Raw genomic sequence first — 25,204 nt, 5'->3', positions numbered from 1 at the left:
CCCCCAGGCGTTGTCTCACCGATGCTGACAAAGAATAAATGGCTGCTTGCTGCGCTCTCGCGCCGGGGTTTGTCGGGACCTGCCCAGACACCTCAATCGACATGTTTGCCCTGATCATCGCTCAGCGCTCCGGCCTCCTCGGTCGGGTCGGTTCCGGCGTCCAGCGCGTCCCACAACACGCGCTCGGAAAGCTGCCCCGAGGCCGAATTCGTACCGGCAGCAGCATCTTCCGTCCGGCGCTGAGTCACCTCGTCGGTGGCGGCGGCCCGTCGGAAGACCGGGTTGTCATATTTGCCGGACAGTTGTGCGACCTCCTGAGGCATCCTGGCGAGCAGTACCCCTGCCGTAAAGGCCGCCAGCGCGCCCACCAGCGTGAGCACAGCGGGAAATGGCGCCGTGACCACTTCGGTCACGGTCGCGCGACCAGGAAGCTCGGCCAGGGTGGCGGCGCGAGCCGCGGTCGCGCCGGACTTGGACAGCAGGGCGAACGCAGGCACCGCCGTCACGGCGGCGACAAGGCCGATCAGCACCCCGAACATCCGGCGCAGCCAGCCGCGGGTGGCGAGCACCGCCGCGATCGCGGCGAGCAGCACCAGCGCCAACGGGGTCAGCGCACCGAACCAGACACCGCCGTTGAGGTGATCGGTGCGTGGCTCGGTAAGTCCGTCCGTGGACGACACGGTCACCCAGGTGAGCCGCGATGAACCCCAGAGCGCGGCCGCCGCGATCGCCAGCAACACGATCGCGCCGATCGGGTACTTGCGCCGGGGAGCCGCCGAGTCGAGCACGACCTCCTCGGCAGCGGGCTGCTCGGCGTTCGGTTCCACTTCACTCATCCCGCGCTGCCGTTCTCGCTTCCGGGCTCGGTGCCGTATGTCCGCACTGTCTTCGCGGCCGCGATCGCCTTGAGTACCGCCATCGCCTTGTTCCTGGATTCGACGTCCTCGTAATCCGGATCAGAATCCGCGACAACGCCCGCGCCCGCCTGGACGTAGGCGGTGCCGTTCTTGAGCAGCGCGGTACGGATGGCGATCGCGGTATCCGCGTCGCCCGCGAAATCCAGGTAGCCGACCACGCCGCCGTACACGCCGCGGCGGGTGGGCTCCAGCTCTTCGATGAGTTCCATCGCACGCACCTTCGGCGCACCAGAGAGCGTGCCCGCCGGGAAGCAGGCGCGCACCGCGTCCAGGGCGATCTTGCCCGGCGCGAGCCTTCCGGACACGGTCGAAACCAGGTGCATTACGTGACTGTAGCGCTCGATGTGCCGGTACTCGGTGACCCGAACGGTGCCGGGCTGGCACACCCGGCCGAGGTCGTTGCGACCGAGATCGACGAGCATGAGGTGCTCGGCGTTCTCCTTCTCATCGGCGAGCAGCCCCTTCTCCAGCAGTAGATCGTCCTCCTCGGTGGCGCCGCGCCACCGGGTACCCGCAATCGGATGTGTCGTCGCCACACCGTCTTTCACGGTCACCAGGGATTCCGGGCTGGAGCCCACGATGGAGAACGCGGTGCCGCCTTCGCCGTCGGGAATGTGCATCAGATACATGTACGGACTCGGGTTCGAGGCGCGCAGCATGCGGTACAGGTCGATCGGAGCGCCGTCGTAGTCCATTTCGAAGCGCTGCGACAGCACAACCTGAAACGCCTCGCCTGCCTCGATCTCCTTGATGAGGCGGCGCACCCCTGCGCCGAACTGCTCGGTGGTGCGCCGACGCCGATAATCCGGCTCGGGCCGGTCGAAGACCGACACGGTGGACTCCGACGGCGCGGCGAGCGCTTTGGTCATCCGGTCCAGCCTCGCGACGGCGTCGTCGTAGGCCTCGTCGACCCGGTCCGCGGTGCCGTTCCAGTTGACCGCGTTGGCGATGAGGGTGATCGCGCCCTCGTGGTGATCGAACGCCGCGAGATCGGTGGCCAGCAGCAGCACCATCTCCGGCAGTTCCAGGTCGTCGAGGGCGAGGGTGGGCAGTCGTTCGATTCTGCGCACCGCGTCGTAGCCGAGGTAGCCGACCATGCCGCCGGTCAGCGGGGGCAGGCCGGGCAGCCGTTCGGTTTGCAGCAGTTCCAAGGTCTCGTGCAGCGCGACGAGCGGATCGCCGCCCGACGGCGCGTCGACCGGGATATTGCCGAGCCAGGCGGCCGCGCCGTCGACAACGGTCAGCGCCGAGGGGCTGCCCGCGCCGATGAACGACCAGCGCGACCAGGAGCGCCCGTTCTCCGCGGATTCGAACAGAAAGGTACCGGCCCGATCGCCTGCCAGCTTGCGATAGGCCGACAGTGGAGTCTCGGAGTCCGCCAGCACTTTTCGGGTCACCGGAACCACTCGATGCTCCGCGGCCAGCTGGTGGAACTGTTCGCGGGTCGTGGTAGTGGGAGTCGACGCGCCAGGCATTGCATCATCATCCCAGGCCGCTACGACACCGGCGCAGCCACCCTTCGCGGGCCGAGCGCGCCTGTAAACCACCCGTCCGGTTCGGATGTGGATCCAGGGGTTATGGCGGGCGTCATTACACTCGCTGCGTTCCACGTCGCACGCGGTATCCACTTCGAGAGGAGACAACTGATGTACCCCTCGCACCCGGTTGTGCCGGAGGGTCGGCACGCTGCCGGGTCAGGCATGCTTGGACAATCCCCACGGATGATCGGCCATAACTCGTTGGGCGGATCACAGAGCTCCACACCGCTGAGCGCCCTAGCGTCCTTCGTCACCTACGTGAAGGCACTGGAAGCGCTGGACAAGCACCACTTTCCGGACGAGTACGCCACACACAGCGACCGCATCAAGGAACTCGAGCCGTTCCTGCGCGCGCACGGCATTCTCGATGTCATGGAGATCAGGAACCCCGAAGTCGCCGCGCTCATCGGCATATAGGGACCGGTCTACCGTCCGCGTCTTCCCGGACTTCTCCCCCGTCGATCCAGTGCGAGCCGGAATCCGACAATCGAACCCCGGCTCGTCGGTGGGCGACAGGGTAGAAGAACTGGGAGACCAGGATCGGGTCGGGCACGCACCGTGGCACACCACACCGCCGCACCGCCCGGTACTGTCCCCGATATGAAGATTGGCCAGCTCGCACCGCAATTCGAGCTCTCAGATCAGTCCGGAACGCCCCGTTCGCTCGACGCGCTGCTCGCCGACGGTCCGGTAGTGCTGTTCTTCTACCCGGCCGCGAACACTCCGATCTGTACGGCCGAGGCCTGCCACTTCCGCGATCTGGCCGCCGATTTCGCCGCCGCGGGCGCCTCGCCCGTCGGCATCAGCGCCGACGACGTCGACACTCAGGCCGGCTTCGCCACCAAACAAAATCTCGGCTATCCGCTGCTTTCGGACGTCGACGGCGTGGTCGCCGCACAGTTCGGCGTCAAGCGCGGCCTGCTCGCCAAGCTCTCACCGGTAAAGCGGCACACCTTCGTCATCGATCCCGACCGCACCGTCCGCAAAATCATCACCGGCGAGCTGCGCGCCGATGCGCATGCCGACGAGGCGCTGAAGTTCCTGCGCGACCAGGTGCAGTAGGCCGCGCACCGCCGACCTCCGAGACGACCGTCTCGGAAACGCCGAGGCGATGGTCGCATTGCGGCCGATCCCCCGGCATACGCTGAATTCATGACTTCGAGCGAGGTTCGGTCGGACGGGCAGAAATCCACGCTGGCCACGTGGCGCACGCGAATTCTCGGCGGCCTGGCGGTCATCGTGGTGCTGGTCGTCGCCTATTTCATCCTTGCCGCGTTCATCCCGCGGTGGTGGGCACAGCGCCTGGCGGACATGGTGAGCGGCAGCTTCAGCAAAGGCATCGGCTGGGGTCTTGTCTACGGCGGATTGTTCACTGCCATATCGCTTTTCCTGCTGATGCTGGCAGCGCTCGTGTGGCGTCGCCGCGCCGGAAAGGTGATCGCCGGCGCCGCGGGTGTGCTCGCGGTGCTCGCCGCGATTCCGAATCTGATGACGCTGAGCATCGTGCTCGGCGACAACAGCGCCGCCCACGCCGGGCAGCGAATTCTCGATGTCGACGCGCCCGCCTTTCGCGGCGCCACGCTCGTCGGCGCCATCGCCGCATTCATCGTCTTCCTGCTCGCGGTGTTCATCGTCACCCGACGCGGGTGGCGGCGCAAGCATCCCGCAAAGCCGGTGACGCAGGCTCCGCCACCACAGCCGGGTGCGCCCCCTGCACCGAAATTGACGACGGACACCACGCCGCGACGCCACGACGGCATGTGAGTGACCTCACGTCACACAGCAACTCCATGACGGTCGAGCGAAGTCGTGGCAAACTCGTGGTCGCGGGTGACGGTGAACATGACTTTCAATAAAACGCTAGCCTCACTAACAAAAACACGTCACTTGGCTCGAGAGAAGGCAACCAGTGACGAAGTGGCTCGATCCGGTCGAACAACGAGCTTGGCGTGCGATCGTGGCGCTGATGACCCGCCTGCCAGGCGCGTTGGATACTCAGCTGCAGCGCGAGTCCGGGGTCACGCACTTCGAATACTGGGTACTCACCCTTTTGTCCGAAGAACCGGGCCATCGCCTGCAGATGAGTGACCTAGCCCACAAAGCAAATGCATCGCTATCACGCCTGTCGCATGTCGTGTCGAAGATGGAACGGATGGGCTGGGCCGAGCGCTCAGCGACCACCGGGCGACGCGGCGTGCAGGCCGTGCTCACCGATGCGGGCTATTCCAAGGTGATAGAGGCAGCGCCCGGCTATCAGGATGCCGTGCGCCACTTGGTCTTCGACGGACTCGACCAGCACCAGACAGCGGAGCTGGCCGATCTCGGCGAGGTTTTGTCGACCCAGCTCGCCGATGCGTTGAGCCACGGCGAGGGTGCGCCTGCCGTGCCGGAACACGACGATGGCTAGGGTCGCTCAGGATTTATCCGCGCCGAGCAGCACATCCGCGTCGAAGCAGGTATGCGCGCCGGTGTGACAAGCTGCGCCTTCCTGATCTACGACCAGAAGTATGCTGTCGCCGTCGCAGTCGAGACGTACCTCGTGCACATACTGGGTGTGGCCGGAGGTCTCCCCCTTGACCCAGTACTGCTGGCGCGAGCGCGAATAGTAGGTCGCCTTACGGGTTTCCAGCGTCCGCGCCAGCGCTTCGTCATCCATCCAGGCGACCATCAGCACCTCACCGGTGCCGCGCTCCTGCGCGACGGCGGACACGAGTCCCGCGTCGTTGCGCTTGAGCCGGGCGGCGATGGCTGGGTCGAGAGTCATGCCACCGTTATACACGGGGCGGCGGCATCCTCTTCCGGCCGATTCGGTCGGACGGGTCACGCGCGTCTCAGACCAGGAGCGCGACACCGATGATGACGAGTATCAGTACCAGAATGCCGCCGATGACCAATACCGTGCTTGTCGAGCTGGAGTTGGACGCAGGACGGTGGCCGTACGGCGGGGGGTTCGGCGCGAAGCTGCCGGGTTGGCTTGTCGGAGTGGGATATCCGAGGTGGGGCTGCGAACCCTGGTAGGGCAGCGGACTCGGGTGAGATGCAGAGCTGGGGTAAGGCTGCGGGCTCTGATAAGACGGGGAGCTCGGGTAGGGCTGCACAACCGGATTCTGGTGCGCGCTCGGGTAGGACGGCGAACTCGGGTAAGGCTGCGCAACCGGATTCGAATGCGCGCTCGGAGAGGCTTGCGGGCTCGGGTAAGGCTGCGGACTCGAGTGCGAAGGGGAGCTCGAGTAGGGCCCCGGCTGTGCCGCTTGGTGTACAGACATCGGCGGTGCGGTGGATGTCGGCCGGGCGGGGCTTGCCACGGGCATCGCGTGTGGGGCCGACATGTGCAGTGCGCGATGCACTGCCTCGGCGAACTCGGTGCAGGAACCGAAGCGGTCGGCGGGCCGCTTGCTCAGGGCACGAATGAGCACCTCGTCGAGAGCCGCTGGCAGGTCAGGGCGGCGGGCGGTGACTCGGGGCGGTGGCGCTTGCAGGTGGCCCTGAATCACCGCGGGTGGACTCGGCGCGTCGAAGGGCGCGACACCGGTCAGTAGCCAATGCAGCGTGCAGGCGAGCGCGTATTGGTCAACGCGGCCATCCATCGCGGCGCCGGTCAGCTGTTCGGGTGCGGCGTAAGCCAAAGTGGCGGTGAAGGTTCCGGTCAGAGTGAGATGGCCCGCGTCGTCGCGCAAGCGGGCGATGCCGAAGTCGGTGAGGAACACTCGCTCCTGGCCCGCGGTCGCGCGGGCGAGCATGATGTTGGCGGGCTTCACGTCACGGTGCAAGACTCCGCTGCCGTGCGCGAAATCCAATGCCTTCGCGGTTTCGGCAATGATTTGAGCCGCCCGCGTCGGCGGGAGCTTGCGCCGATCGATCGTCGAGGCGTCGATGCCGTCGACATATTGCATGGAAATCCACAGCTGCTCGTCTTCGACACCGCGATCGAAGACGGCGACGATGTTCGGATGGTCGAGCTGCGCGACCAGATCCGCCTCGCGTTCGAACCTGGTCTTGATCTCGTCGTCGCTGAACAACTCCGGGTTGAGCAGCTTCAAGGCCATCGATCGAGGCAGCCGCGGATGCCCGGCCAGATACACCGACCCCATACCACCTTGCCCGAGCAGACGTTCGATGCGGTAACCGGCGAATACCTCACCTTCACCCAGCATGTGGTCCCTCCGATCGCGGACACCGAATCGAGCACAACCCTAGCCCAAGGCATCCCAGCGAGCCCGGTCGGCAAACCTACCTGACGACGATGTTCTCGGCCCGCATAGCCCGCTTGACCTGTGGAATGCTGAGGTCGCCGAAGTGAAACACACTGGCGGCCAACACCGCATCGGCCCCGGCCTGCACGGCGGGGGCGAAGTGCTCGACCGCACCCGCTCCCCCGCTCGCGATCACCGGCACCGTCACCGCGGCCCGCACCGCGCGGATCATCGGTAGGTCGAAGCCCGCCTTGGTGCCGTCGGCATCCATCGAGTTGAGCAGGATCTCTCCGACGCCGAGTTCCGCGCCACGCACCGCCCATTCGACGGCATCGATGCCGGTACCGCGCTTGCCGCCGTGGGTGGTGACCTCCCAGCCCGACTGGGTGTCCGGCTGGCCCTGTCGGACGGTGCGGGCATCCACCGACAGCACGATGCACTGGGAACCGAAGCGCTGCGACATCTCCCGCAGCACCTCCGGCCTGGCGATGGCGGCGGTATTGACCGACACCTTGTCCGCGCCCGCGCGTAGCAGCCGGTCGACATCCTCGACCGTGCGCACGCCGCCACCGACGGTGAGCGGGATGAAGATCTGCTCGGCGGTGCGGGTCACCACATCGATCATGGTGCCGCGGTCGCCGGTGGACGCGGAGACATCGAGGAAGGTCAGCTCGTCCGCGCCCTGCAGGTCGTAGGCGGCGGCCAGTTCGACCGGATCGCCCGCGTCACGCAGGTTTTCGAAGTTGACGCCCTTGACCACCCGGCCCGCGTCGACGTCGAGGCACGGAATCACGCGTACGGCCAACGTCATCGGCTCACCCTTCTTCGGATACTGCTTGTGCTGCTGCGGCTCATGCTTCGTCGGCGACCGTGCAGATCAATTCCAGGAGTTCTTCGTGCACGCCGGGCGCGGCGGCGAGCACCGAACCCGAGGTGATGGTCCACGGCTCGCCCGCGAGGTCGGTCACCACGCCGCCCGCGGCGCGCACCAGCGCGACGCCGGCGGCGTTGTCCCAAGGATGATGTCCGAACACGATCGCGCCGCCGAGCACTCCGGAGGCGGTGAATGCCAGGTCGATGCCGGTGGAGCCGTGCATACGCACCCGCGAGGACAGCCTGCTCAGCGGGCCGAGCAGGTCGAAGCGGAAGCGGCCCGGGATGCGCCCGTTGGAGTCCACGTTGAACGCGCCGAAGCCGATCATCGCCTCGGCCAGTTTGCCCTGTGGCAACGGCGGCAACGGTTTTCCGTCGAGCAGCACAGCGCCGCCGGATATCGCGGCATACCGCTGCCCGAGCACCGGCAGCCAGGTCAGCCCGAGCAATGGCTCGCCATCGTGCACCAGCGCCAGCAGCATGCCCGAAAGCGGGTGCCCCGCCGAATAATTGAAGGTGCCGTCGATCGGATCGAGCACCCAGGCGGTGCCCGAGGTCAGTTGTGGTCCACCGAATTCCTCACCGTGTACCTCGATACCGGTCCGCTGTTCGAGCTGCGCCGAAATGGTGCGCTCCAGCTCCAGATCGAGTTCGGTGGCAAAGTCGTTGCGGCCCTTGGTGACCGCGCTCGGCGCGCCGACACCCTCGACGAATCGCGCACTGGCGGAATCGAGGATGTCGGTCGCGAGGGCCAGCAGGGACGACAGTTCGGAGTTCGTGCGGGTGGCAGCCATCTGTCGCAGGCTCAGCGCACCGCGGCCAGCGCCTCGGGCAGCGTGAAGCGGCCCGCGTACAGCGCCTTGCCGACGATCGACCCCTCCACACCCTCTGGTACCAGTTCGGCGATCGCGATCAGGTCTTCGATGGCCGACACACCGCCGGAGGCGATGACCGGCGCGTCGGTGGCGGCGCAGACTTCGCGAAGCAGGTCGAGGTTGGGGCCGGTGAGAGTGCCGTCCTTGGTCACGTCGGTGACCACGTAGCGGGTGCAGCCGTCGCGCTCGAGGCGCTCGAGAACCTCCCACAGATCGCCGCCGTCGCTGACCCAGCCACGGCCGCGCAGCCGGTGCTCACCGTCGATCATGCGCACGTCGAGGCCGACGGCGATGCGCTCGCCGTACTTGGCGAGGGCGCGGGCGCACCACTGTGGATCCTCCAGCGCAGCGGTACCGAGGTTCACTCGGGCGCAACCGGTGCCGAGCGCGGCCTCGAGCGATTCGTCGTCACGGATGCCGCCGGATAGCTCCACCTGCACATCCAGTTCGCCGACGACCTTGGCGAGGAGTTCCCGGTTGGAGCCGCGACCGAAGGCCGCATCGAGATCGACCAGATGCACCCATTCCGCGCCGGCCTGCTGCCATGCCAGCGCCGCATCGCGAGGCGAGCCATAGTTGGTTTCGCTGCCCGCCTCCCCCTGCACGAGGCGCACGGCCTCACCATTGGCGACATCGACAGCAGGTAGCAGCACAAGACTCACGCCAGCAGCTTAGTAGCCCGCTCCGCGCACCCCACCTCCGGCCTGCGGATATGCGGCAACACTCACCCAGTCGAACGGTCTTCCCCTACCGCAGGCCACATCGCCCCACCCGCCTCGCTGCGCCGGCGCGAACGGGACATCGCTGTGGGAAACCGCGAGTAGTCCGTCGGTGGTGTCCCGTTCATCGCAGGCCGATGGTCGCACCGATGGACCGGCGGCGCGCAGTGGGAGGTGGTGCAATATGGCTGGGCACGGCACGGAGACTGTCGAGAAGGGAACCCGATCGTGGGCAAACAGAATCGCCGACGACGAACCGGTCGGGCGGAGCGCGCTGATGACCCGGCATTGGACACCGCGGCGCTATCGGACCCAGCGCAGATCGCCGACGCGATCATCACGGTGGCCGTGGCGTCGGCGCAGGGCAATTCTGCTGCCGTGCGGCGTTTCCTCGGACAGCTCGCTGGTTCCGGTCCGTTGCCACATGAGCAGGCGCATGGGGCGCAGCTGGCGAGTCAGCAGGTCATTGCTCGGGTCTTTCAGCACGGATGGCTACCGATGGATATTCATCAGGCCGCCCGGCGACGCGTCGACGAGTTCGCGGTGGGCTATCTCACTGATGTGATGGCCGCCTATATCCAGCCCTTCACACCCGAGTCGGTCGATGAGACCTGGCGTGCGCAGATCGAAATGCTCGGGGCCGACACCTGGTGGTCGGGGTCGGATCCGCATCTCCTCCAGTGGGCGAACGAACGCCTTCTGACCAACGCCGAAGCGCTGAGCTCTGTCATCGAGGCGCTCGCGCTGCTGGTACAGCTGCCGAAATTAGAACTGATACGGCCGCTGCCCGGCACCGCGCGAGCACACCTCGCCGCACACCACGGCGTCGACGAGAAGATGCTCGGTCGCATTCGCGGCCTGCTGGCGAAGGCCGAGTCGACGTCGTTCCCCGAGGAGGCCGAAACCCTCTCGGCCAAGGCCCAGGAGCTGATGACCAAGCACGCGCTCGACCGCGTGCTCGTCGATACCGATACCTCCGCACCCAACCTGCCCGGCGCGCGCAGGATCTGGCTGGACACCCCGTATGTCGAGGCCAAGGCGCTGCTGGTCGAGGTGGTCACCCGAGCCAACCGCTGCCGCGCGATCTTCGTCGCGGCGTGGGAATTCATGACGGTCGTCGGCGACGACAGCGATCTGGACGCCGTGGAGCTGTTGACGACATCGCTTCTCGTCCAGGCCACCAGGACGATGATCGCCACCGGTAACCAGACCGCACGCAGTGATCAGTCGCGGTCGCGCGCGTTCCGCAAGGCCTTCCTCACCGCCTACGCCACCCGAATCGGAGAGCGCTTGGTCGCGGCAAACGAGAGCACGATCGCCGAATCCGCTGACGCCGCAAGGCTGTTGCCGGTGCTCGCGTCCCATCAACGTACGGTGGACGAGGCTTTCGACACGCTGTTTCCCGCGGTGCGGGGCCGTGGCATCACGATTCGCAGTGCTGAGGGATGGGAAGCGGGACTCGAGGCTGCCGACCGGGTTCGATTCGCAAGCGACCCGGCAAGGGCATAGGCGAACTGCCCCACCGACACTCGGCGTCGGCACCCGGCATCTGCCGCCGGTGCGGGCAACCTCATCCGCGCGAGTGATCGTCGAGGATTTTGGTCAGCAGCCGCACAAGATCGGTGCGCTCGGTCGTCGTGAGTGCCGCGAGTAGTTCGTCCTGCGCGCCGTCGAGTCGATGATCCAGCTCCTCGAGGTGGCGGGTGCCTGCCTCGGTGATGGTGACGATATTGCGTCGGCGATCGGTGGGGTCGGAGCTGCGCTCGACGTATCCGCGGTCGGCGAGGTCATTGAGGGTGGCGACGATGTCGCTGCGATCGATGCGGGTGCGCCTGCCGAGTTCGGCCTGGCTGGCCGGGCCGAACTCGCGCAGCGCGACGAGCAGAGCGTAGTGGTGGCGGCGCGACCCGGTGTTTTCCAGCGCTCGCTCGGCCGCCCGGTCGGCCACGATGGCCACCTGGTTGACCAGTCGGGTCGGCAGCGCCCGCAGCCTGCCGGGTGCACCCACATGTGCGATTTCCATCAGTCCAATCTAGCAACACTTGTTGGTCTCACCCACGATCTGTTATCGTTGGCGCTACCAACGTTGGATCGACCAACGTTTGATCGGAAGGTTCGACCGATGAACAAAATCCGCCTCGCCCTCTCCGTGGCAGCCCTGCCGCTCGCCCTGCTCGCCACCGCCTGCGCGACGACCTCCGCCGTCACCGAGGACAGCCCGGCGCAGCGTCAGCTGCGAGAACTGGTGGACCGCAACCAGATCGCCGCACTGGTCGACCAACTCGGTCGCGCCCTCGACGAGGGCCGCTTCGAGGACTTCCGCACGATCTACACCGCCGACGCAACCGCGAAGACCCCAGGAGGCAAGGCGGAAGGACAAGACGCACTGATCGCGCAAGCCAGCCGAAACCACTCCGCCGACAAGCGGATCCAGCACTTCATCAGCAATGTGATGGTGCAGGTGGACGGGGATACAGCAGACGTTCGAGCCAACCTCCTCGCCACCTTCGCCCCCGCACCCACGGAACCGAACACCGCGCCGCAACCGCAGTACACCCTCGGCGAGGTCTACCGCTTCGACGCGGTCCGCACCGGCGAGGGCTGGCGGCTGTCGCGAGTGGAGACCACGCCGATCTGGTCTGTCGGCATCCGCCCGTAGCGTTGGGAATTCAGTGAACCGTGGCGAGCACCCGCGCGCGATAGCACAGCAGGATCTTCGGGCCTTTCTACAGTGAATTCACCCAATTGTGCAGCAGCTGTGCGCCCGCGTCTCCGGACTTCTCCGGATGGAACTGTGTTGCCGAGAGTGCTCCGTTTTCTACGGCCGCCAGGAACGGGACTCCGTGTTCGGCCCAGGTGAGTTTGGGTGCGGCGAAGTGTTCGCTCGGTGGCAGGTCCCAGGTTTGGGTGGCGTAGGAGTGCACGAAGTAGAAGCGGGTGTCGGCGCCCATGCCCGCGAACAGGGTGCTGTCGCGTGGTGCGGAGACGGTGTTCCAGCCCATGTGCGGTAGGACGGGGGCGGACAGCCGTTCGACGACGCCGGGCCATTCCGCGCAGCCCTCGGTTTCGACACCGAATTCGACGCCGCGCTCGAACAAGATCTGCATACCGACGCAGATGCCGAGCACGGGGCGGCCACCGGCGAGACGCTGACCGATAATGCGCTCGCCGCGCACCTTTCGCAGCCCGGCCATGCAGGCGGCATACGCGCCGACGCCCGGGACGACGAGGCCGTCGGCGGCCAACGCGACCTCCGGGTCCGCGGTGACCTCGACCTGCGCACCCGCGCGCACCAGGGCGCGCTCGGCGGAGTGCAGGTTGCCGGAGCCGTAGTCGAGCAGGACGAGGGATCTCTTGCTCACAGCGTCCCCTTCGTCGATGGCACGCCGTGCACGCGCGGGTCGAGTTCGACCGCGGCACGCAAAGCCCTTGCCACCGCCTTGAATTCGGCCTCGGTGATGTGGTGCTGGTCGCGACCGTAGAGCACACGCACGTGCAACGCGATGCGGGCGTTGAGGGCGATCGACTCGAAGACGTGCCGGTTCAGCACGGTGGAATACGGTGCGCCCGCGGTACCACGACTCGACACGGGCGAGCCGGGAATCACCGCGTGCAGCAGGTGTTCCGGTTCACCGGTGTGCACGCAGTACGGCCGTCCGGACACGTCGACGGCGGCGTGCGCCAGCGTCTCGTCCATCGGGATGAACGCGTCACCGAAGCGCCGGATACCGGACTTGTCGCCCAGCGCTTTACCGAGCGCCTGACCGAACACGATCGCGGTGTCCTCGACGGTGTGGTGCGCCTCGATCTCGATGTCGCCCTCGGCGCGCACAGTCAGGTCGAAGCTGGCGTGCGCGCCGAGCGCGGTCAGCATGTGGTCGTAGAACGGGACCCCGGTGGAGATCTCGGTCTTGCCGGTGCCGTCCAGATCCAGCTCGACAACGATGCTGGACTCCTTGGTGACCCGCTCCACCCGCGCTGTCCTACTCATACTCACGTCCATTCGCGCGACCGAACCTCGAGTTCGGCGCCTTGTCGGTGCCGAACGTGCGGTTCGGCTCGGTGGGCTTGTTCATCGTGGGCTGAGGTCGGTGCCGACCACGGTGGCGCTGACGCGAAGCAGTTCGTCGTTCTCCGCGGCGAGGCCGATCGTGGTGCGCAGGTAGCCGGGGATACCCACATCACGGATCAGGACGCCCTGATCCAGGTAGCGCTGCCAGGTCTTCGCCGCATCGGTGAACCGGCCGAACAGCAGGAAGTTGGCGGTGCTGGGGATCACCTCGAAACCCATGTCGCGCAATGCCGCCGCGACGCGGTCGCGCTGGGCGGCCAACTCGGCGACGCTGGCGAGGGTTTCCTCGGCGTGCCGCAGTGCCGCGCGCGCGGCCGCCTGGGTCACCACAGACAGATGGTAGGGCAATCGCACCAGCAGCATCGCGTCGATCACCGCGGGCGCGGCGACCAGGTAACCGAGCCTGCCGCCCGCGAAGGCGAAGGCTTTGCTCATCGTCCTCGTCACCACGAGCTTGGTCGGGTACTGGTCGATCAGCCCGATCGCGCTGGGTTCGGAGGAGAACTCGCCGTACGCCTCGTCGACCACCACGATGCCGGGTGCGGCGTCGAGAATCCGCGCCAGGTCGTCGCGCGGAATGCTGTGGCCGGTGGGGTTGTTCGGGCTCGTCACGAACACCACGTCGGGCGAGCGTTCGGCGATGGCGGCCAGCGCGCGGTCGATGTCGAGTGCGAAGTCGGCGTTGCGCTCGGCCTCGACCCATTCGGTGTCGATGCCCTCGGAGATGATCGGGTGCATCGAGTACGACGGCACGAAACCCAGTGCGCTGCGGCCTGGTCCGCCGAAGGCTTGCAGCAACTGCTGGAGGATCTCATTGGAACCATTGGCCGCCCACACATTGGCGGTGTCCACCGCGACACCGGTCTGGCCGCTGAGGTACATGGCCAGATCCGACCGCAGCGCCACCACGTCCCGGTCGGGGTAGCGGTGCAGATCGGCGGCGGCGGCGCGAATGGATTCGGCGACGTCGTCGATGAGTGCCCGGCTCGGCGGGTGCGGGTTCTCGTTGGTGTTCAGCTGCACAGGAACCGTCAACTGCGGTGCGCCGTAAGGCTTCTTGCCGCGCAGGTTGGCGCGCAACGGCAGGTCGTCGAGGCTCACCCTGGAACCGGGCACGGTGATTTCCGGCGTCATGACAGCGCCTCGAATCGTGCCTGCACGGCCTGACCGTGTGCGGGCAGATCCTCAGCATCGGCCAGCGCGACCACGTGACCGGCCACGTCCTTCAACGCCGCCTCGGTGTATTCCACGACGTGAATGCCGCGCAGGAACGTCTGTACGCTCAAACCCGAAGAGTGCCTGGCACATCCGGCGGTCGGCAGGACGTGGTTGGAGCCCGCGCAGTAGTCGCCCAGACTGACCGGTGCGTACGCGCCGACGAAAATCGCTCCGGCACTACGTACTCGGGCCGCCACGGCGGGCGCGTCGATGGTCTGGATCTCCAGGTGTTCGGCCGCATAGGCATTCACCACGCGCAGGCCCTGCTCGATATCGTCGACGAGCACCGTCCCGGACTGCTTGCCACGCAACGCTTCCGCGACGCGTTCCGCGTGCTTGACCACCGTCATCTGCGCGCTGAGCGCGGTATCGACGGCATCGGCCAGCTCGGCGCTGTCGGTGACGAGCACACTGGCCGCCAGCACGTCGTGTTCGGCCTGGCTGATCAGATCGGCGGCCACGTGCACCGGATCGGCGGTGGCGTCGGCGAGGATCGCGATCTCGGTCGGCCCCGCCTCGGCGTCGATGCCGACGAGGCCGCGGCACAACCGCTTGGCCGCGGTGACATAGATATTGCCGGGACCGGTGATCAGATCGACCGGCTCCAGCTGGGCACCGTCGGTATCGATGCCGCCGTAGGACAGCAGCGCCACCGCCTGCGCGCCGCCGATCGCCCACACTTCCTCGACACCGAGCAGCTTGGCGGCCGCCAGGATCGTCGGGTGCGGAAGTCCATCGAACTGTGCTTGCGGCGGCGAGGCGACAACCAGGGATTCCACCCCGGCCGCCTGCGCGGGAACGACGTTCATCACGACACTCGACGGGTAGACGGCATTGCCGCCAGGAACATAGAGCCCGACCCGCTCGACGGGCACCCAGCGCTCTGTCACCGTGCCGCCCGGCACCACCTGGGTGGTGGTGTCGGTGCGGCGCTGGTCCGCGTGCACCTTGCGGGTGCGTTCGATAGCGACCTCGAGCGCGGCCCGCACGGCCGGGCCGAGGTTTTCGAGCGCGGCATCGAGCTCGGCGGCGGGCACCCGGATACTCGCCGGAATCACCCCGTCGAACTTCCCGCTGAATTCCTGTGCGGCCTCGACACCACGATCACGGATCGCCTCGACCACCGGCCGCACCTGATGCAGTACCGAATCGACGTCGACCCCTCCACGCGGCAGCGCGGTGCGCAGCTCGGCAGCGGAGGGAGTGCGACCGCGCAGATCAACGCGGGCGAGCTCGATGCGGGATGTCATGGGGTCTGCGGTCCTGTCTGTACTGGTTCGTGGACACCGAGCGGTCGGTATTGCCCGGCCCGCTACGGGTACCAGCCTATCGGGCGAGTGCCACCGGTTATCCGCTGCGGTTCGCTCACACCGCGGTGAGCCGTTTGATGATCATCGGCTCCGCCAGGATTTCCGCGAGCACATCACGCACATGGAAGAAGTGGGTAGTGGTGAAGTGCTCGTCGAGGGCCGCTTGGCTGGTCCATTCCTCGACGAGAACCATGCGGGCGGCATCGTTGGGGTCGGTGTAGGGCTGGTAGCCGAGGCAGCCCGGTTCGGCCAGCGTTGGTTCGATCATTGCTTCGAGGGCGGTGCGCAGACGGTCCTCTTGTCCGGTCGCGGAGCGGAATTCGGCGACAACGTGCAGGTTCATCGGATTCTCTTTTCAGTGTCGAGCAGGTCGCGGGTCACGCCTGTGTGGGGCCGGCGCCGGCGCCGGTAGTGGTTATCGCGGCGGCGATCTCGCTGAAGTCCTCGGGCGTCAGCTCCAGACCGCGAGCGCCGATCCAGCCGTCGATCTGCCCGACGTTGCGCGCGCCGACGATCGCGCCCGTCACGCCCGGCCACGCGCAGGCCCAGCCGAGCGCCACCTCGGCCACCCCGACGCCGTGCCGCGCCGCGATCGGTCGCAGCGCCTCGACAAGGGCGAGGTTCGCGGCCAGGCCGGTGGTGAAGTCCTGGTGCGCCGAACGCCAGTCGTCGACGCCGAGATCGCGGGCACGCTCCTCGCTGAACGCGCCGGTGAGCAGGCCCGATTGCAGCGGCGAGTACACGATCACCCCGGTGCCGCGCTGCTTCGCCCAGGCTATTTCCGGTGCCGACGAGCGGTTGATCGCCGAGAACGGCGGCTGGATCGCATCGACATGGGCGATGCTTTCGGCGACCGTCAGCTGCGCGGCATCGTGGTTGGACAGTCCGATCGCGCGGACCTTGCCTTCCTTCTTCAGGTCGGCCATCACCTGCCAGTACTCCGCCAGCGGTGTCACCTCGCCCGCCGCCTCGCCTTCCGCGCCGTAGACGAACACCGCGCCGGTGTCCGGCCAGTGCACCTGGTAGAGGTCGATGTGATCGACCCGCAGCCGACGCAACGAGCCCTCGAGTTCCTGGCGCACGGTGTCGGGCCGCATGATCCGGCGCGGCGGGCCGCTGCGATCGTCGCCTTCCGACCAGATCAGACCGGTCTTGGTGAACAGATACGGCCGTTCGGCCTCGGGGAGGTCGGCGAGCGCGCGGCCGACGAGTTCCTCCGCGTGGCCGAGACCGTAAGCGGGTGCGGTGTCGATCCAGTTGAGACCCGCGCCGATCGCGTGCCGGATAGCGGCGATCGAGTCCGCGTCGTCGGTGACGCCCCATGAGTACTGCCAGCCGGAGCCCGCGATCACCCAGGTGCCGAAGCCGAGCGGGGTGAGGTTCATGCCCGTATCGCCGAAGGGGCGAGTGGTGTTCACGGTGTGTGTCTCCAGTCCTTGCCGGAACCGTTCCGGCGATGACCACAACTGTCGACGAACGCGACGATCGTAAACAGCGCCGCGCGTGCCTGGGCATCTCGTGACCACCCTCGCGAACAACCGCGCGGTAATACTGGTGTCGTGAGTCTGGATCGACGTGCCGAACTCGGCGAATTCCTCCGCTCCCGGCGTGCGCGCCTGCGCCCCGAGGAGGTCGGCCTGCCCGACTACGGCAGCCGCCGCCGAGTGCCCGGCCTGCGCCGCGAGGAACTCGCGATGGTGGCGGGAGTGAGCGTCGATCACTATGTGCGCCTCGAGCAGGGCCGCACGCTGCACTTTTCGGAGTCGGTGCTGGACGCGGTCGCGCAGGCGCTGCGGCTGAACCCGGTGGAACGTGATCACCTGTACCGGCTGGCTCGGCCGTGGTCGGGCGAAGAACCGGACGGCGAGCAGCAGGTGCGTCCTGGTCTGCGCAGGCTGCTCGACGCCGCGTGCGATGTACCCGCCTATGTGGTCGGGCGCGGTACCAACGTACTGGCATGGAATTCACTCGCGGCGGCGCTCATCACCGACTTCGGCGCGCTACCACCCCGCGAACGCAACCTGGCCCGCCTGGTCTTCCTCGACGAAGGCATGCGCGAACTCTACGAGGACTGGCCGGCGAAGGCCGCCGACGTCGTCGCCTACCTGCGCCTCGACGCGGCACGCAACCCCGGCGACGAAGCCATCACCGCACTGCTCGCCGAGCTCGGCGACGACGCGGAATTCCGCAAGTACTGGGACAAGCACGAACTGAAGGACAAAACCCACGGCCGCTATGTGTATTTGCACCCGGTGGTCGGCAGGCTGGATCTCGGCTTCGAAACGCTACGACTACCCGACGACCCGGACCAGGCGTTGATCATGCACACCACCGAAGCGGATTCGGCGAGCGCCACCGCGTTGCAGTTGCTGGCGACGTGGCGGGAGAGCACAGCGAGTTCGCCGCTGCGGTGAGCGTCGGCGGTTCGCGAGCAACCGCGACCGATCAGCCCGCAGCCTTGGTGTCGCTATCGATGAGCAGCTTGCCGCCACTGGTGCTGACCACCCGCAGGGTCAACGCCTTGGACTGACCGTTGACGGTGAGGTCACCCATCCGCATGTCGACCGACCCGTCGGCGTTGTTGGCGCGCTTGTAGGCGTCGATATTGCTGAAAGAGTCGATGGTGCGGGTGCTCCAGTATTGCTTGAAGGCCTGCTCGCTGCCGTATACCTTCTGCGCCGCGGGCGTGAGCATCGACCAGGAACCGGTGGGGTCGTTGTAGAAATCCACCACCAGCTGTCCGGCGGATCCCCAATCGACCGTGCTGGTATTGGCCGTTTGGCCGGGTGCGCCCGGGGTGACAGCGGAGCTCGTGGCACCCGACGATGTACTCGTCGACGGCGGGCTCGCCTGCCCCGATGGTGCGCCGCCGCCCTGGTTCAGTGCGCCGATCAGCAATGCGACCACGGCGATTACCGCACCAATCGAAGCGCCGATCAACACGGCCCTGCGCTTGCCGCCCGACTTTTGTTGCACCGGACGCGCATGCGTCGCCGTCCGGGGGTGGGCCGCGGTGCGCGGATGCGCTCCCGTGTTGGGCTGCCTGGTGTTTCGCGGCTGCGGCGCCGGACGTGACTGCCGTTCGGTGGGCGCGTACTGCGTCGACGCGTGCACCGATGGTCGCAGCGCGCGAGTTGCCGATTCCGGCTCACCGGCCCTGCGCCTGCCGAAAGCCTCACTGGCGGGGACGAACCCGGCGGGCACCGGCGTGGAACCGGAGTCCGCGAGCGCGGCGAGATGGTCGTGCGCCGCACGCATGGTCGGCCGGTCCTCGGGTTCCGGACTCAGCAGTTGCAGCAGGAAATCGGTGGCGGGGCCCGCATGCCGCGGCTCGCTCACCTGACCGTTGGCGGCCGCGTACAGCACCGCGAGCGGATTGGCGCTCGCGCCGTAGGGCGGCTCGCCCTCCAGTGCGTGGAAAAGGGTTGCGCCCAAAGAGAATACGTCCGACGCGGGCGTGGGATCGGCGCCACGAGCGCATTCCGGCGCGAGATAGGCTGCCGTGCCACAGATCAGGCCGGTCTCGGTGAGTGCGACGTCACCGGTCGCGCGCGAGATGCCGAAGTCGGTGATCTTCACGGTGCCGTGGTCGTCGAGCAGGATATTGCCCGGCTTGACGTCACGGTGCACGATGCCCGCCTGGTGTGCGGCGATCAGGGCCGAGGCGACCTGCTCGCCCATCCGCGAGACCTGTGGCAGCGCAAGCATGCCCTGCGCGGAGATCACCGCGGCCAGGCTGCGGGACTTCAGGTACTCCATCACCAGACACGGGTCGCCCTCGTGTTCGGTGATGTCGAACACCACAATGGCGTTCGAGTGCTGGAATCGAGCCGCATTGCGCGCCTCGCGGATGGCTCGCTGACGCATGACATCGCGATCCGCCGCAGGCAAGCTGGGCCGAATGAGGATCTGTTTGACCGCTACCGAGCGCTGCAGCCGTTCGTCCATGGCACGCCAGACGACACCTGTGCCGCCGCTACCAATCCGCTCGACCAGGCGGTAGTGTTCCGCGATCAATTGACCGGTATCGATGACGCCTACTCCGAACCTTCTCGAAATCGTGACATACCGCGTATTGACCACTCACGCGTATCGGGACGAGTGTAGCGGTCCCCCGAACCGGGGCACGCGCCAGCGGGGACATATCCGCCGCCCATACCGGCGCAACGACTATCGCTGCATCCGCAGCATACGTCCCGCAGCCTCCACCGCCGGTCCCGAGCTGCCCGCATCGCTGATGAACACCGCGAACGCGAGATCCCCATCGACCCCGACGAACCAGCCGTGTGCGTGCTTATCGTCGATGTACTCCGCGGTGCCGGTCTTGCCGAGCAGGCCGGGGATGTCACGCAGCGAGGTCGCGGTGCCTCCGGTGACGGTCTCGCGCATCATGGATTTCACCTGGTCATCGACGTTCGGCGGCAACGGCTCCGGGGTTTTGTCCGCGACGCCCGGCTGCTCTTTCACCAGCGCGGGCGCGGGCACCGAACCGCGCGCGAGCGACGCGGCGACCAGCGCCATCCCGAACGGCGATGCCGTCACCTGGCCCTGACCGATGCCCGATTCGACCCGCTGTGCGGGAGTGGCCGCGGGCGGCACCTTGCCGGTGACGGTGGTCAGACCGGGTGTGACGTAGTCGATACCGAGGCCGAGCTGTGTTGCTGCATTCGTCAGTGCGTCCGCAGGCAATTTCACGGCTAAGCCGCCCATGGTGGTGTTGCACGAGCGGGCGAAGGCGGTATGGAGGGGAACCTGACCGAGATCGAAGTTGTCGTCGTTGGGGATCCGGCGGCCCTCGATGTTCGCGACTCCCGGGCACGGCAGCACCGTGTCCGGAGTGACCGAACCCTCTTGCAACGCGGCGGAGACCGTGACGGTCTTGAAGGTCGAGCCGGGCGGGTACAGACCGGTGAGCGCGATCGGGCCCTGTGCGTCGGCGGCGGCGTTCTGGGCGACCGCGAGCACGTTGCCGGTGGAGGGTTGCAGCGCGACGATCGCGGCGGGCTCGGCGATCGGCGTCAGCGCGTCCTCGGCGGCGTGCTGGAGGTCGATGCTCAGTGTGGTCGCGATGTCGGGGGTCGGCTGCGCGTCCTGACCGGCGAGGCGTTTGGTGCCGTCCGGAATCGGGACGCGCACCGCCCAGCCTGTCGCGGCGGCGGTCGATTTCTGCCAGAGGTCGTCGAGGCCGGACAGCGTCGGAGACGCGAGCGATTTGTCGTTGGCCAGTAGCCGGGTCTGCGGCGCGAGGGTGACTCCGCGGGTCGTCTCCAGCGCGGCCTGGACCGGTGCGATGTCGGCGGCACGCAGACTGATCGCGGTGATCGGCTTGCCTTGCGCGGCGGCCAGATCCGACTCCAACGACTGCGCACTGAGACCCGGCGCGAGCGGAGCGATAAGCGCGGCGACCGCGGCGGTGTCGGCGCCTTGGCTCACGTTCACCAGCGTCACCACCTGCTGGGTCATCAGTTCACCGCCCGATGCGTCGAGAATGCGCGCGGGCTTGGGATAGACCGGATCGTAGGTCAGTGGACCGATGTCGAGGCCGGGCGCGATGGCGGCGGGTTCCCACTTGACCTTCCATCCGTCGCCGGTGTCGTTCGCGGTGCCGGTGGTGGTGTAGCTCCACTTGTTCTTGCCGTCGGGTCCCAGGTTCCAGGTGGCCGCGAGGGTGAAGGAGTTCCTGTCGGCCGAGCCGACCTCGAACGTCACTTCTTTGCCGAGGCCGTCGTAGAGCCCGTTCAACGAGTCCGCCGCCCTGGTCGGATCGTCGGTCAATGCCGCCGCGGCGGCGATGTCGTCGCGGTTCAGCGCGTCGGCGAATTGTCCTGCGACGGTGTCGGGCTGGTTCGGGCCGGAGCTGCAACCGGCCAGCGCCGAGGCGAGCGCGGCGAACAGGACGAGGACCTTCCGGTGGGTGCGCACCTAGCCGACTGTATCGGGCGATGGCGGCACAGCGGGGTAACCGCGTGCCGCCGATCCGCGGTAGGCGTCGGGTCAGTCCTTGATCCAGGGCGCCTTGGCCAGCGCCGCGGCGTCGACATCTGTGAGATCGATGTCGAAGACGTCCGAGAGGATCTTCGGCAGCTCGGCGGGTACCAGCTCGCGAACTTCGCTCGAGCCGTCCGGGCGCTCGACGGTCCAGATGGTGCCGTCCAGTACGTGATGGGCATCCGGGAGGAATCGCTGCACGAACGGCCGCATGGTGAACGGCGAACGCGGCGAGGTCGACACGAAGTGATTGCCCACCGCGAAGTCGATGCGGTACTGCGGACTGACCGTGAAGGTGTAGCGATCGATCCAGCCGTCGCGGCCGAATTGGTGCAGCACCCACAGGTCACTGTTCAACTCGCCGCTGGTGCGCTCCAGCCGAAATCGCCAATCGCCGAGGGCGAACTCACCGCGATCGTCGGCAAGCTCATAGGGCTCCAGCGGACCGTGACCGAAACCGACGTCGCAGAGCCATACCCGGTCGTCATCGCTGGTCGTCACGCGCAGCAGCGCGTGCGTGGCGGGACGAAGACCGGCGTCCGACCCCATGGTCACGCGACCGCTGATGCCGGTGACACCGAAACCGAGCCGCTCCAGCACGGCCGCGAACAGCCCGACGTTCTCATAGCAGTAGCCGCCGCGGCGCTGCCGGATCATCTTGTTCTGCAAGGACTCCAGATCGAGCGGAATACCACGGCCGAGAATAATCTCCAGATTTTCGAAGGGGATCGTCGTGGTGTGCGCGTAGACCAGTGCCCGCAAGGTCGCCAGGGTCGGGCTGCGGTCACCATCGAATCCGATTCTGGTCAGATAGGCGTCCAGGTCCAGCTCTTCGCCGCTCCAGTGGTAGGCGGGATCGTCGGGCTTGCTCATCACACCTCTTCCTCGTGTCCGTTCGATCAACGCAACCACGCGGCTGCGTGAACTGTTCCTTCGCGGTTGCCGCATGGACAGATCCTGTCGGCCAGGCCAGGGTCGGCCTTCATCAACATGATTCAGGCAGCGCACTTCGCGTTGGACGGAGCGGCGGGTGCGGTCACGACGCCGTGCGCGACATCGACGAGGTAATCGCGGTCCGGGCCGTCGGCGGGCTCGGTGCCGGTGAGCAGACGCTCGACCACGCAGCCGCCTTCGAAGAACGCCGGGCCGACACTGTGGTCGCCGGGCACCACGGCTCCGTTGAGGTTACGGCCGGTGACGACGGTGTACATCGAGGTCGGCTTGCCCGCGGCGAGCAGACCGGCCCGCATCTCCACGCTGGTCGCGTACGGCACCACATCGTCGGAGGTGCCGTGCACCAGGAATGCCCGTTCGATGTCCATCCGGCCCGCGAGCAGTGCGGGCGAACGTTCGAGGTAGGCCCCTGGGCAGGTGGCCGGCGAGCAGCCGCCCGCGTCGTGTTCGATCTGCGCCAGCAGTTTCGGGTCGACACCGGCGGAGGCCAGCCACATCGTGAAATCGTCTGCGGGACCATAGTTGTCGACCCAGTAGTCGAACAGCCCGCGAGGGCCGTGCGCGACCGCGAGGCCGCTCATGATGGCGCCCTGGCTCCAGCCCCACAGCACGGTGCGGACGATCGAGGTGTGCTCGTTCTTGTACCACTGGGTGGCGGCAACGATGTCACGCCAGCCTGCCCACAGGTTCCATTCGCCGGTCTTCCACTCGCTGGTCGCGCTGCGCAGATCCATCGACACGATCGGCGTCCCCGTCCGCTGCGCGATCGAGGTCAGATAGCCCGCGTAGTCGGCGGCCGAACCGTCGTGCCCGTGCACGGCGGTGACAAGATCCCGTGGCACGAGATCGCCGGGCGCGCACCGATACGGCTCGTAGACCAGCCCGGTCGCATCCTCGCCGTCCACGGTCAGCGTCACCGGCCGCACCGCGACCCGTACCTGACATTCCGGGTCCGCCGAAACCGTCGGCGCGACAAGGCTGGTCGCCGCGAGCACGCTCAGCACCGCACCACACACCACGAGCAGTCCGTATCCGCGCGTCATGCTCGAATGATGCCACGGCGCTATCTATATCCGGCGGCACGCCGCCAGCTATGCCCGCAAGCACGCCACCAGCTATGCCCAGCAGCACATCACCGTTCCCGCCCGGCAGCACACCACCTTCCCGCCCAGCAGCACACCACCTTCCCGCCCAGCAGCACACCACCTTCCCGCCCAGCAGCACACCACCTTCCCGCCCAGCAGCACACCACCTTCCCGCCCAGCAGCACACCACTTTCCCGCCCGGCGGCACACCATGCAGCCGTACCCGGCAGCACGGCGCTATCTGCGCCCGGCGGCGCGGGTGCCGACGAGGATTCCGCCAGCGACGGCTGCGGTGAACACGACGATCGCGAAGGAGGCGGCGGCGCTGGTCAATCCGATTGCGTCGCTGAGGAACCCGGCCGCGAGCGGCAGCACTGCCGCGGGCACGTAACCGCCGACGTTCTGGGCGGCGTTCGCCTCGGCCAGCCGCGCGGCGGGCACGGCGGCGCTGATCGCCGTCAGTCCGGCGAACTGCCCCATCCCCTGCCCGAGGCCCGCGAGCACCGCGGCCGCGCCGAACAGCACGATGGACGAGGTGGACACCGATACCGCGAGCGCGATCATGCTCGTCGCCGTCGCGACGGCGCTGCCGATCATGATGGTGCGAATCGATAGCCGCCGCACCATGAATTGGATGCCGGTCGCGCCGAGGAACATTACGAAGGCAAGCACGCCCGCGACGACCCGGTTGGTAGCGCCGAGCAGATCCGACAGCAGCGAAGGGCCGAGGGACAACACGAAGGACGTCGCGGTGATCCCGGGCGCGAAGACAGCGATCCCGAACAACACCGCCATCCGTCCACCCGGCGCCACCGCCGGGATTCGGATCCAGGCCCCGCGCCCGCCCACCCCCTTCGGCAGTCGCAAGCGCGCGACCACCACCAATGCCGAAGCCAGCAGCACGATCTCGACAACGAAAATGGTGACCGTCGGACCCGGCACGGTCTCCGAAAGCACCCCGGCCAGCAGTGGTCCGAACCCGGCGCCCATGACCATCGCCGAGGACGCCGCCAGCGCGGCAAGACGTTTGCGCTCCGGCCCGCCGATATCGGTGACCGCGGCCATTCCCGCGGAAACGGTCGCGCCAACCGCGATACCGGTGAGCAGCCGGGCGAGCGCGAGCACGAATACCGAAGTCGCCGTGGCGAACAACAGGCACGCGAGCATCGCGAGTGCGATCGCGGGCAGCAGCACCGGCTTGCGGCCGACGCGATCGGACACCACGCCTGCCACCAGCAGCGCACCGAGCAGGCCGACGATGTAGCAAGCGAAGATCGCGGTCAAGGTGCCCGAGGAGAAGCCGAGCGAACGCTGCCAGACGACGTAGAGCGGGGTCGGCGCGTTCGACAGGATGAACACTGCCAGCACCGGCCAGGCCGCCGACCAGATCATTGCGCTGGGTGCCCGGCCTTTCAGTGCCGCGCCTTGCGGCTGGGCTGCGACTGTCGTCATACGGTTCTCC

26 protein-coding genes are annotated in these 25,204 nt (G+C 67.4%); 7 read left to right on the top strand and 19 right to left on the bottom strand.

The genetic code is table 11. The features are described 5' to 3' along the window. Positions 1-92: 92 nt before the first annotated feature. Both ACLMAJ_RS11210 and ACLMAJ_RS11205 read right to left on the bottom strand, forming a co-directional pair. A complete protein-coding gene (locus ACLMAJ_RS11210; RefSeq protein ID WP_412013520.1) occupies positions 93-836 on the bottom strand; it encodes a TIGR02234 family membrane protein in 744 nt (247 codons plus the stop codon). After that, positions 833-2,392, bottom strand: coding sequence for an anthranilate synthase component I (locus ACLMAJ_RS11205; RefSeq protein WP_412013519.1), 1,560 nt, complete (start codon positions 2,390-2,392; stop codon positions 833-835). The genes ACLMAJ_RS11210 and ACLMAJ_RS11205 overlap by 4 nt, the downstream gene beginning before the upstream one ends. Positions 2,393-2,638: 246 nt before the next feature. Between ACLMAJ_RS11205 and ACLMAJ_RS11200 the strand changes: the two genes are divergently transcribed. The 4 genes from ACLMAJ_RS11200 to ACLMAJ_RS11185 all read left to right on the top strand — a co-directional run bounded on the left by ACLMAJ_RS11200 (position 2,639) and on the right by ACLMAJ_RS11185 (position 4,862). Then, positions 2,639-2,872, top strand: a complete 234-nt coding sequence (locus ACLMAJ_RS11200; protein WP_412013518.1) for a hypothetical protein — start codon at positions 2,639-2,641, stop codon at positions 2,870-2,872. A gap of 183 nt (positions 2,873-3,055) precedes the next feature. Further along, positions 3,056-3,517, top strand: coding sequence for a peroxiredoxin (locus ACLMAJ_RS11195; RefSeq protein WP_412013517.1), 462 nt, complete (start codon positions 3,056-3,058; stop codon positions 3,515-3,517). Between the two features lie 90 nt (positions 3,518-3,607). Then, positions 3,608-4,219, top strand: coding sequence for a permease (locus tag ACLMAJ_RS11190; protein WP_412013516.1), 612 nt, complete (start codon positions 3,608-3,610; stop codon positions 4,217-4,219). A gap of 202 nt (positions 4,220-4,421) precedes the next feature. Continuing rightward, positions 4,422-4,862 (top strand): MarR family winged helix-turn-helix transcriptional regulator, encoded by a 441-nt coding sequence (locus ACLMAJ_RS11185; RefSeq protein WP_412013679.1) that lies wholly within the window; start codon positions 4,422-4,424, stop codon positions 4,860-4,862. A 6-nt stretch (positions 4,863-4,868) separates the two neighbouring features. On the opposite strand, the gene hisI is transcribed toward ACLMAJ_RS11185, so the two are convergent. The 5 genes from hisI to priA form a co-directional block, all read right to left on the bottom strand. Beyond that, positions 4,869-5,219, bottom strand: coding sequence for a phosphoribosyl-AMP cyclohydrolase (gene hisI / locus ACLMAJ_RS11180; protein WP_412013515.1), 351 nt, complete (start codon positions 5,217-5,219; stop codon positions 4,869-4,871). 67 nt (positions 5,220-5,286) lie between these two features. Continuing rightward, complete coding sequence (locus ACLMAJ_RS11175; RefSeq protein WP_412013514.1) at positions 5,287-6,609, bottom strand: serine/threonine-protein kinase; 1,323 nt, start codon at positions 6,607-6,609, stop codon at positions 5,287-5,289. Positions 6,610-6,685: 76 nt separating this feature from the next. After that, entirely contained in the window at positions 6,686-7,459 is a 774-nt protein-coding gene (gene hisF / locus ACLMAJ_RS11170) for an imidazole glycerol phosphate synthase subunit HisF (RefSeq protein ID WP_412013513.1), read from the bottom strand. Between the two features lie 40 nt (positions 7,460-7,499). Further along, positions 7,500-8,315, bottom strand: a complete 816-nt coding sequence (locus ACLMAJ_RS11165; protein ID WP_412013512.1) for an inositol monophosphatase family protein — start codon at positions 8,313-8,315, stop codon at positions 7,500-7,502. Between the two features lie 11 nt (positions 8,316-8,326). After that, a complete protein-coding gene (gene priA / locus ACLMAJ_RS11160) occupies positions 8,327-9,058 on the bottom strand; it encodes a bifunctional 1-(5-phosphoribosyl)-5-((5-phosphoribosylamino)methylideneamino)imidazole-4-carboxamide isomerase/phosphoribosylanthranilate isomerase PriA (RefSeq protein WP_412013511.1) in 732 nt (243 codons plus the stop codon). 285 nt (positions 9,059-9,343) lie between these two features. Here priA and ACLMAJ_RS11155 point away from each other — a divergent pair, with 285 nt between their 5' ends. Continuing rightward, positions 9,344-10,624, top strand: a complete 1,281-nt coding sequence (locus ACLMAJ_RS11155) for a DUF2786 domain-containing protein (protein WP_412013510.1) — start codon at positions 9,344-9,346, stop codon at positions 10,622-10,624. A gap of 61 nt (positions 10,625-10,685) precedes the next feature. Here the strand turns inward: ACLMAJ_RS11155 and ACLMAJ_RS11150 are convergent, their stop codons facing one another. Beyond that, positions 10,686-11,138: a MarR family winged helix-turn-helix transcriptional regulator gene (locus tag ACLMAJ_RS11150; protein WP_412013509.1), complete on the bottom strand. Its 453-nt coding sequence runs from the start codon at positions 11,136-11,138 to the stop codon at positions 10,686-10,688. Between the two features lie 99 nt (positions 11,139-11,237). Here ACLMAJ_RS11150 and ACLMAJ_RS11145 point away from each other — a divergent pair, with 99 nt between their 5' ends. Then, positions 11,238-11,774: a nuclear transport factor 2 family protein gene (locus tag ACLMAJ_RS11145; RefSeq protein ID WP_412013508.1), complete on the top strand. Its 537-nt coding sequence runs from the start codon at positions 11,238-11,240 to the stop codon at positions 11,772-11,774. A 67-nt stretch (positions 11,775-11,841) separates the two neighbouring features. On the opposite strand, the gene hisH is transcribed toward ACLMAJ_RS11145, so the two are convergent. The 6 genes from hisH to ACLMAJ_RS11115 form a co-directional block, all read right to left on the bottom strand. Then, positions 11,842-12,477 (bottom strand): imidazole glycerol phosphate synthase subunit HisH, encoded by a 636-nt coding sequence (gene hisH, locus ACLMAJ_RS11140; RefSeq protein ID WP_412013507.1) that lies wholly within the window; start codon positions 12,475-12,477, stop codon positions 11,842-11,844. Beyond that, a complete protein-coding gene (gene hisB, locus ACLMAJ_RS11135; protein ID WP_412013506.1) occupies positions 12,474-13,106 on the bottom strand; it encodes an imidazoleglycerol-phosphate dehydratase HisB in 633 nt (210 codons plus the stop codon). Before hisB ends, hisH begins: the two co-directional genes overlap by 4 nt. An 81-nt stretch (positions 13,107-13,187) precedes the next feature. Beyond that, positions 13,188-14,321 carry a histidinol-phosphate transaminase gene (locus ACLMAJ_RS11130; RefSeq protein ID WP_412013505.1) on the bottom strand — a complete coding sequence of 378 codons (1,134 nt, stop codon included), beginning with the start codon at positions 14,319-14,321 and terminating at the stop codon, positions 13,188-13,190. Next, entirely contained in the window at positions 14,318-15,655 is a 1,338-nt protein-coding gene (gene hisD, locus ACLMAJ_RS11125; protein WP_412013504.1) for a histidinol dehydrogenase, read from the bottom strand. Before hisD ends, ACLMAJ_RS11130 begins: the two co-directional genes overlap by 4 nt. A 115-nt stretch (positions 15,656-15,770) precedes the next feature. After that, positions 15,771-16,058: a putative quinol monooxygenase gene (locus tag ACLMAJ_RS11120; RefSeq protein ID WP_412013503.1), complete on the bottom strand. Its 288-nt coding sequence runs from the start codon at positions 16,056-16,058 to the stop codon at positions 15,771-15,773. Positions 16,059-16,092: 34 nt separating this feature from the next. Beyond that, positions 16,093-17,133, bottom strand: a complete 1,041-nt coding sequence (locus ACLMAJ_RS11115; RefSeq protein ID WP_412013502.1) for an aldo/keto reductase — start codon at positions 17,131-17,133, stop codon at positions 16,093-16,095. A gap of 141 nt (positions 17,134-17,274) precedes the next feature. Between ACLMAJ_RS11115 and ACLMAJ_RS11110 the strand changes: the two genes are divergently transcribed. Further along, entirely contained in the window at positions 17,275-18,129 is an 855-nt protein-coding gene (locus ACLMAJ_RS11110; protein WP_412013501.1) for a helix-turn-helix transcriptional regulator, read from the top strand. A 31-nt stretch (positions 18,130-18,160) separates the two neighbouring features. Here the strand turns inward: ACLMAJ_RS11110 and ACLMAJ_RS11105 are convergent, their stop codons facing one another. The 5 genes from ACLMAJ_RS11105 to ACLMAJ_RS11085 all read right to left on the bottom strand — a co-directional run bounded on the left by ACLMAJ_RS11105 (position 18,161) and on the right by ACLMAJ_RS11085 (position 25,194). After that, positions 18,161-19,798 carry a serine/threonine-protein kinase gene (locus ACLMAJ_RS11105; RefSeq protein ID WP_412013500.1) on the bottom strand — a complete coding sequence of 546 codons (1,638 nt, stop codon included), beginning with the start codon at positions 19,796-19,798 and terminating at the stop codon, positions 18,161-18,163. Positions 19,799-19,885: 87 nt separating this feature from the next. Continuing rightward, entirely contained in the window at positions 19,886-21,637 is a 1,752-nt protein-coding gene (locus ACLMAJ_RS11100; RefSeq protein ID WP_412013499.1) for a penicillin-binding transpeptidase domain-containing protein, read from the bottom strand. 72 nt (positions 21,638-21,709) lie between these two features. Continuing rightward, positions 21,710-22,576 (bottom strand): arylamine N-acetyltransferase family protein, encoded by an 867-nt coding sequence (locus ACLMAJ_RS11095; RefSeq protein ID WP_412013498.1) that lies wholly within the window; start codon positions 22,574-22,576, stop codon positions 21,710-21,712. 122 nt (positions 22,577-22,698) lie between these two features. Further along, positions 22,699-23,700, bottom strand: a complete 1,002-nt coding sequence (locus tag ACLMAJ_RS11090; protein WP_412013497.1) for an alpha/beta hydrolase family protein — start codon at positions 23,698-23,700, stop codon at positions 22,699-22,701. 279 nt (positions 23,701-23,979) lie between these two features. Then, positions 23,980-25,194 (bottom strand): MFS transporter, encoded by a 1,215-nt coding sequence (locus ACLMAJ_RS11085; RefSeq protein ID WP_412013496.1) that lies wholly within the window; start codon positions 25,192-25,194, stop codon positions 23,980-23,982. Positions 25,195-25,204 lie beyond the last annotated feature (10 nt).

The organism is Nocardia arseniciresistens, from assembly GCF_046764875.1.
GTDB lineage: Bacteria > Actinomycetota > Actinomycetes > Mycobacteriales > Mycobacteriaceae > Nocardia > Nocardia arseniciresistens.
Note: the sequence above shows the minus strand (reverse complement) of the source record. Positions and strands in the feature narration are given on the sequence as shown.

Coding starts and splice junctions, on each gene's coding strand:
- ACLMAJ_RS11210 (WP_412013520.1), bottom strand. CDS start 836: ATGAGTGAAGTGGAACCGAACGCCGAGCAGCCCGCTGCCGAGGAGGTC.
- ACLMAJ_RS11205 (WP_412013519.1), bottom strand. CDS start 2,392: ATGCCTGGCGCGTCGACTCCCACTACCACGACCCGCGAACAGTTCCAC.
- ACLMAJ_RS11200 (WP_412013518.1), top strand. CDS start 2,639: ATGATCGGCCATAACTCGTTGGGCGGATCACAGAGCTCCACACCGCTG.
- ACLMAJ_RS11195 (WP_412013517.1), top strand. CDS start 3,056: ATGAAGATTGGCCAGCTCGCACCGCAATTCGAGCTCTCAGATCAGTCC.
- ACLMAJ_RS11190 (WP_412013516.1), top strand. CDS start 3,608: ATGACTTCGAGCGAGGTTCGGTCGGACGGGCAGAAATCCACGCTGGCC.
- ACLMAJ_RS11185 (WP_412013679.1), top strand. CDS start 4,422: ATGACCCGCCTGCCAGGCGCGTTGGATACTCAGCTGCAGCGCGAGTCC.
- hisI (WP_412013515.1), bottom strand. CDS start 5,219: ATGACTCTCGACCCAGCCATCGCCGCCCGGCTCAAGCGCAACGACGCG.
- ACLMAJ_RS11175 (WP_412013514.1), bottom strand. CDS start 6,609: ATGCTGGGTGAAGGTGAGGTATTCGCCGGTTACCGCATCGAACGTCTG.
- hisF (WP_412013513.1), bottom strand. CDS start 7,459: ATGACGTTGGCCGTACGCGTGATTCCGTGCCTCGACGTCGACGCGGGC.
- ACLMAJ_RS11165 (WP_412013512.1), bottom strand. CDS start 8,315: ATGGCTGCCACCCGCACGAACTCCGAACTGTCGTCCCTGCTGGCCCTC.
- ACLMAJ_RS11150 (WP_412013509.1), bottom strand. CDS start 11,138: ATGGAAATCGCACATGTGGGTGCACCCGGCAGGCTGCGGGCGCTGCCG.
- ACLMAJ_RS11145 (WP_412013508.1), top strand. CDS start 11,238: ATGAACAAAATCCGCCTCGCCCTCTCCGTGGCAGCCCTGCCGCTCGCC.
- hisB (WP_412013506.1), bottom strand. CDS start 13,106: ATGAGTAGGACAGCGCGGGTGGAGCGGGTCACCAAGGAGTCCAGCATC.
- ACLMAJ_RS11130 (WP_412013505.1), bottom strand. CDS start 14,321: ATGACGCCGGAAATCACCGTGCCCGGTTCCAGGGTGAGCCTCGACGAC.
- hisD (WP_412013504.1), bottom strand. CDS start 15,655: ATGACATCCCGCATCGAGCTCGCCCGCGTTGATCTGCGCGGTCGCACT.
- ACLMAJ_RS11120 (WP_412013503.1), bottom strand. CDS start 16,058: ATGAACCTGCACGTTGTCGCCGAATTCCGCTCCGCGACCGGACAAGAG.
- ACLMAJ_RS11095 (WP_412013498.1), bottom strand. CDS start 22,576: ATGAGCAAGCCCGACGATCCCGCCTACCACTGGAGCGGCGAAGAGCTG.
- ACLMAJ_RS11090 (WP_412013497.1), bottom strand. CDS start 23,700: ATGACGCGCGGATACGGACTGCTCGTGGTGTGTGGTGCGGTGCTGAGC.
- ACLMAJ_RS11085 (WP_412013496.1), bottom strand. CDS start 25,194: ATGACGACAGTCGCAGCCCAGCCGCAAGGCGCGGCACTGAAAGGCCGG.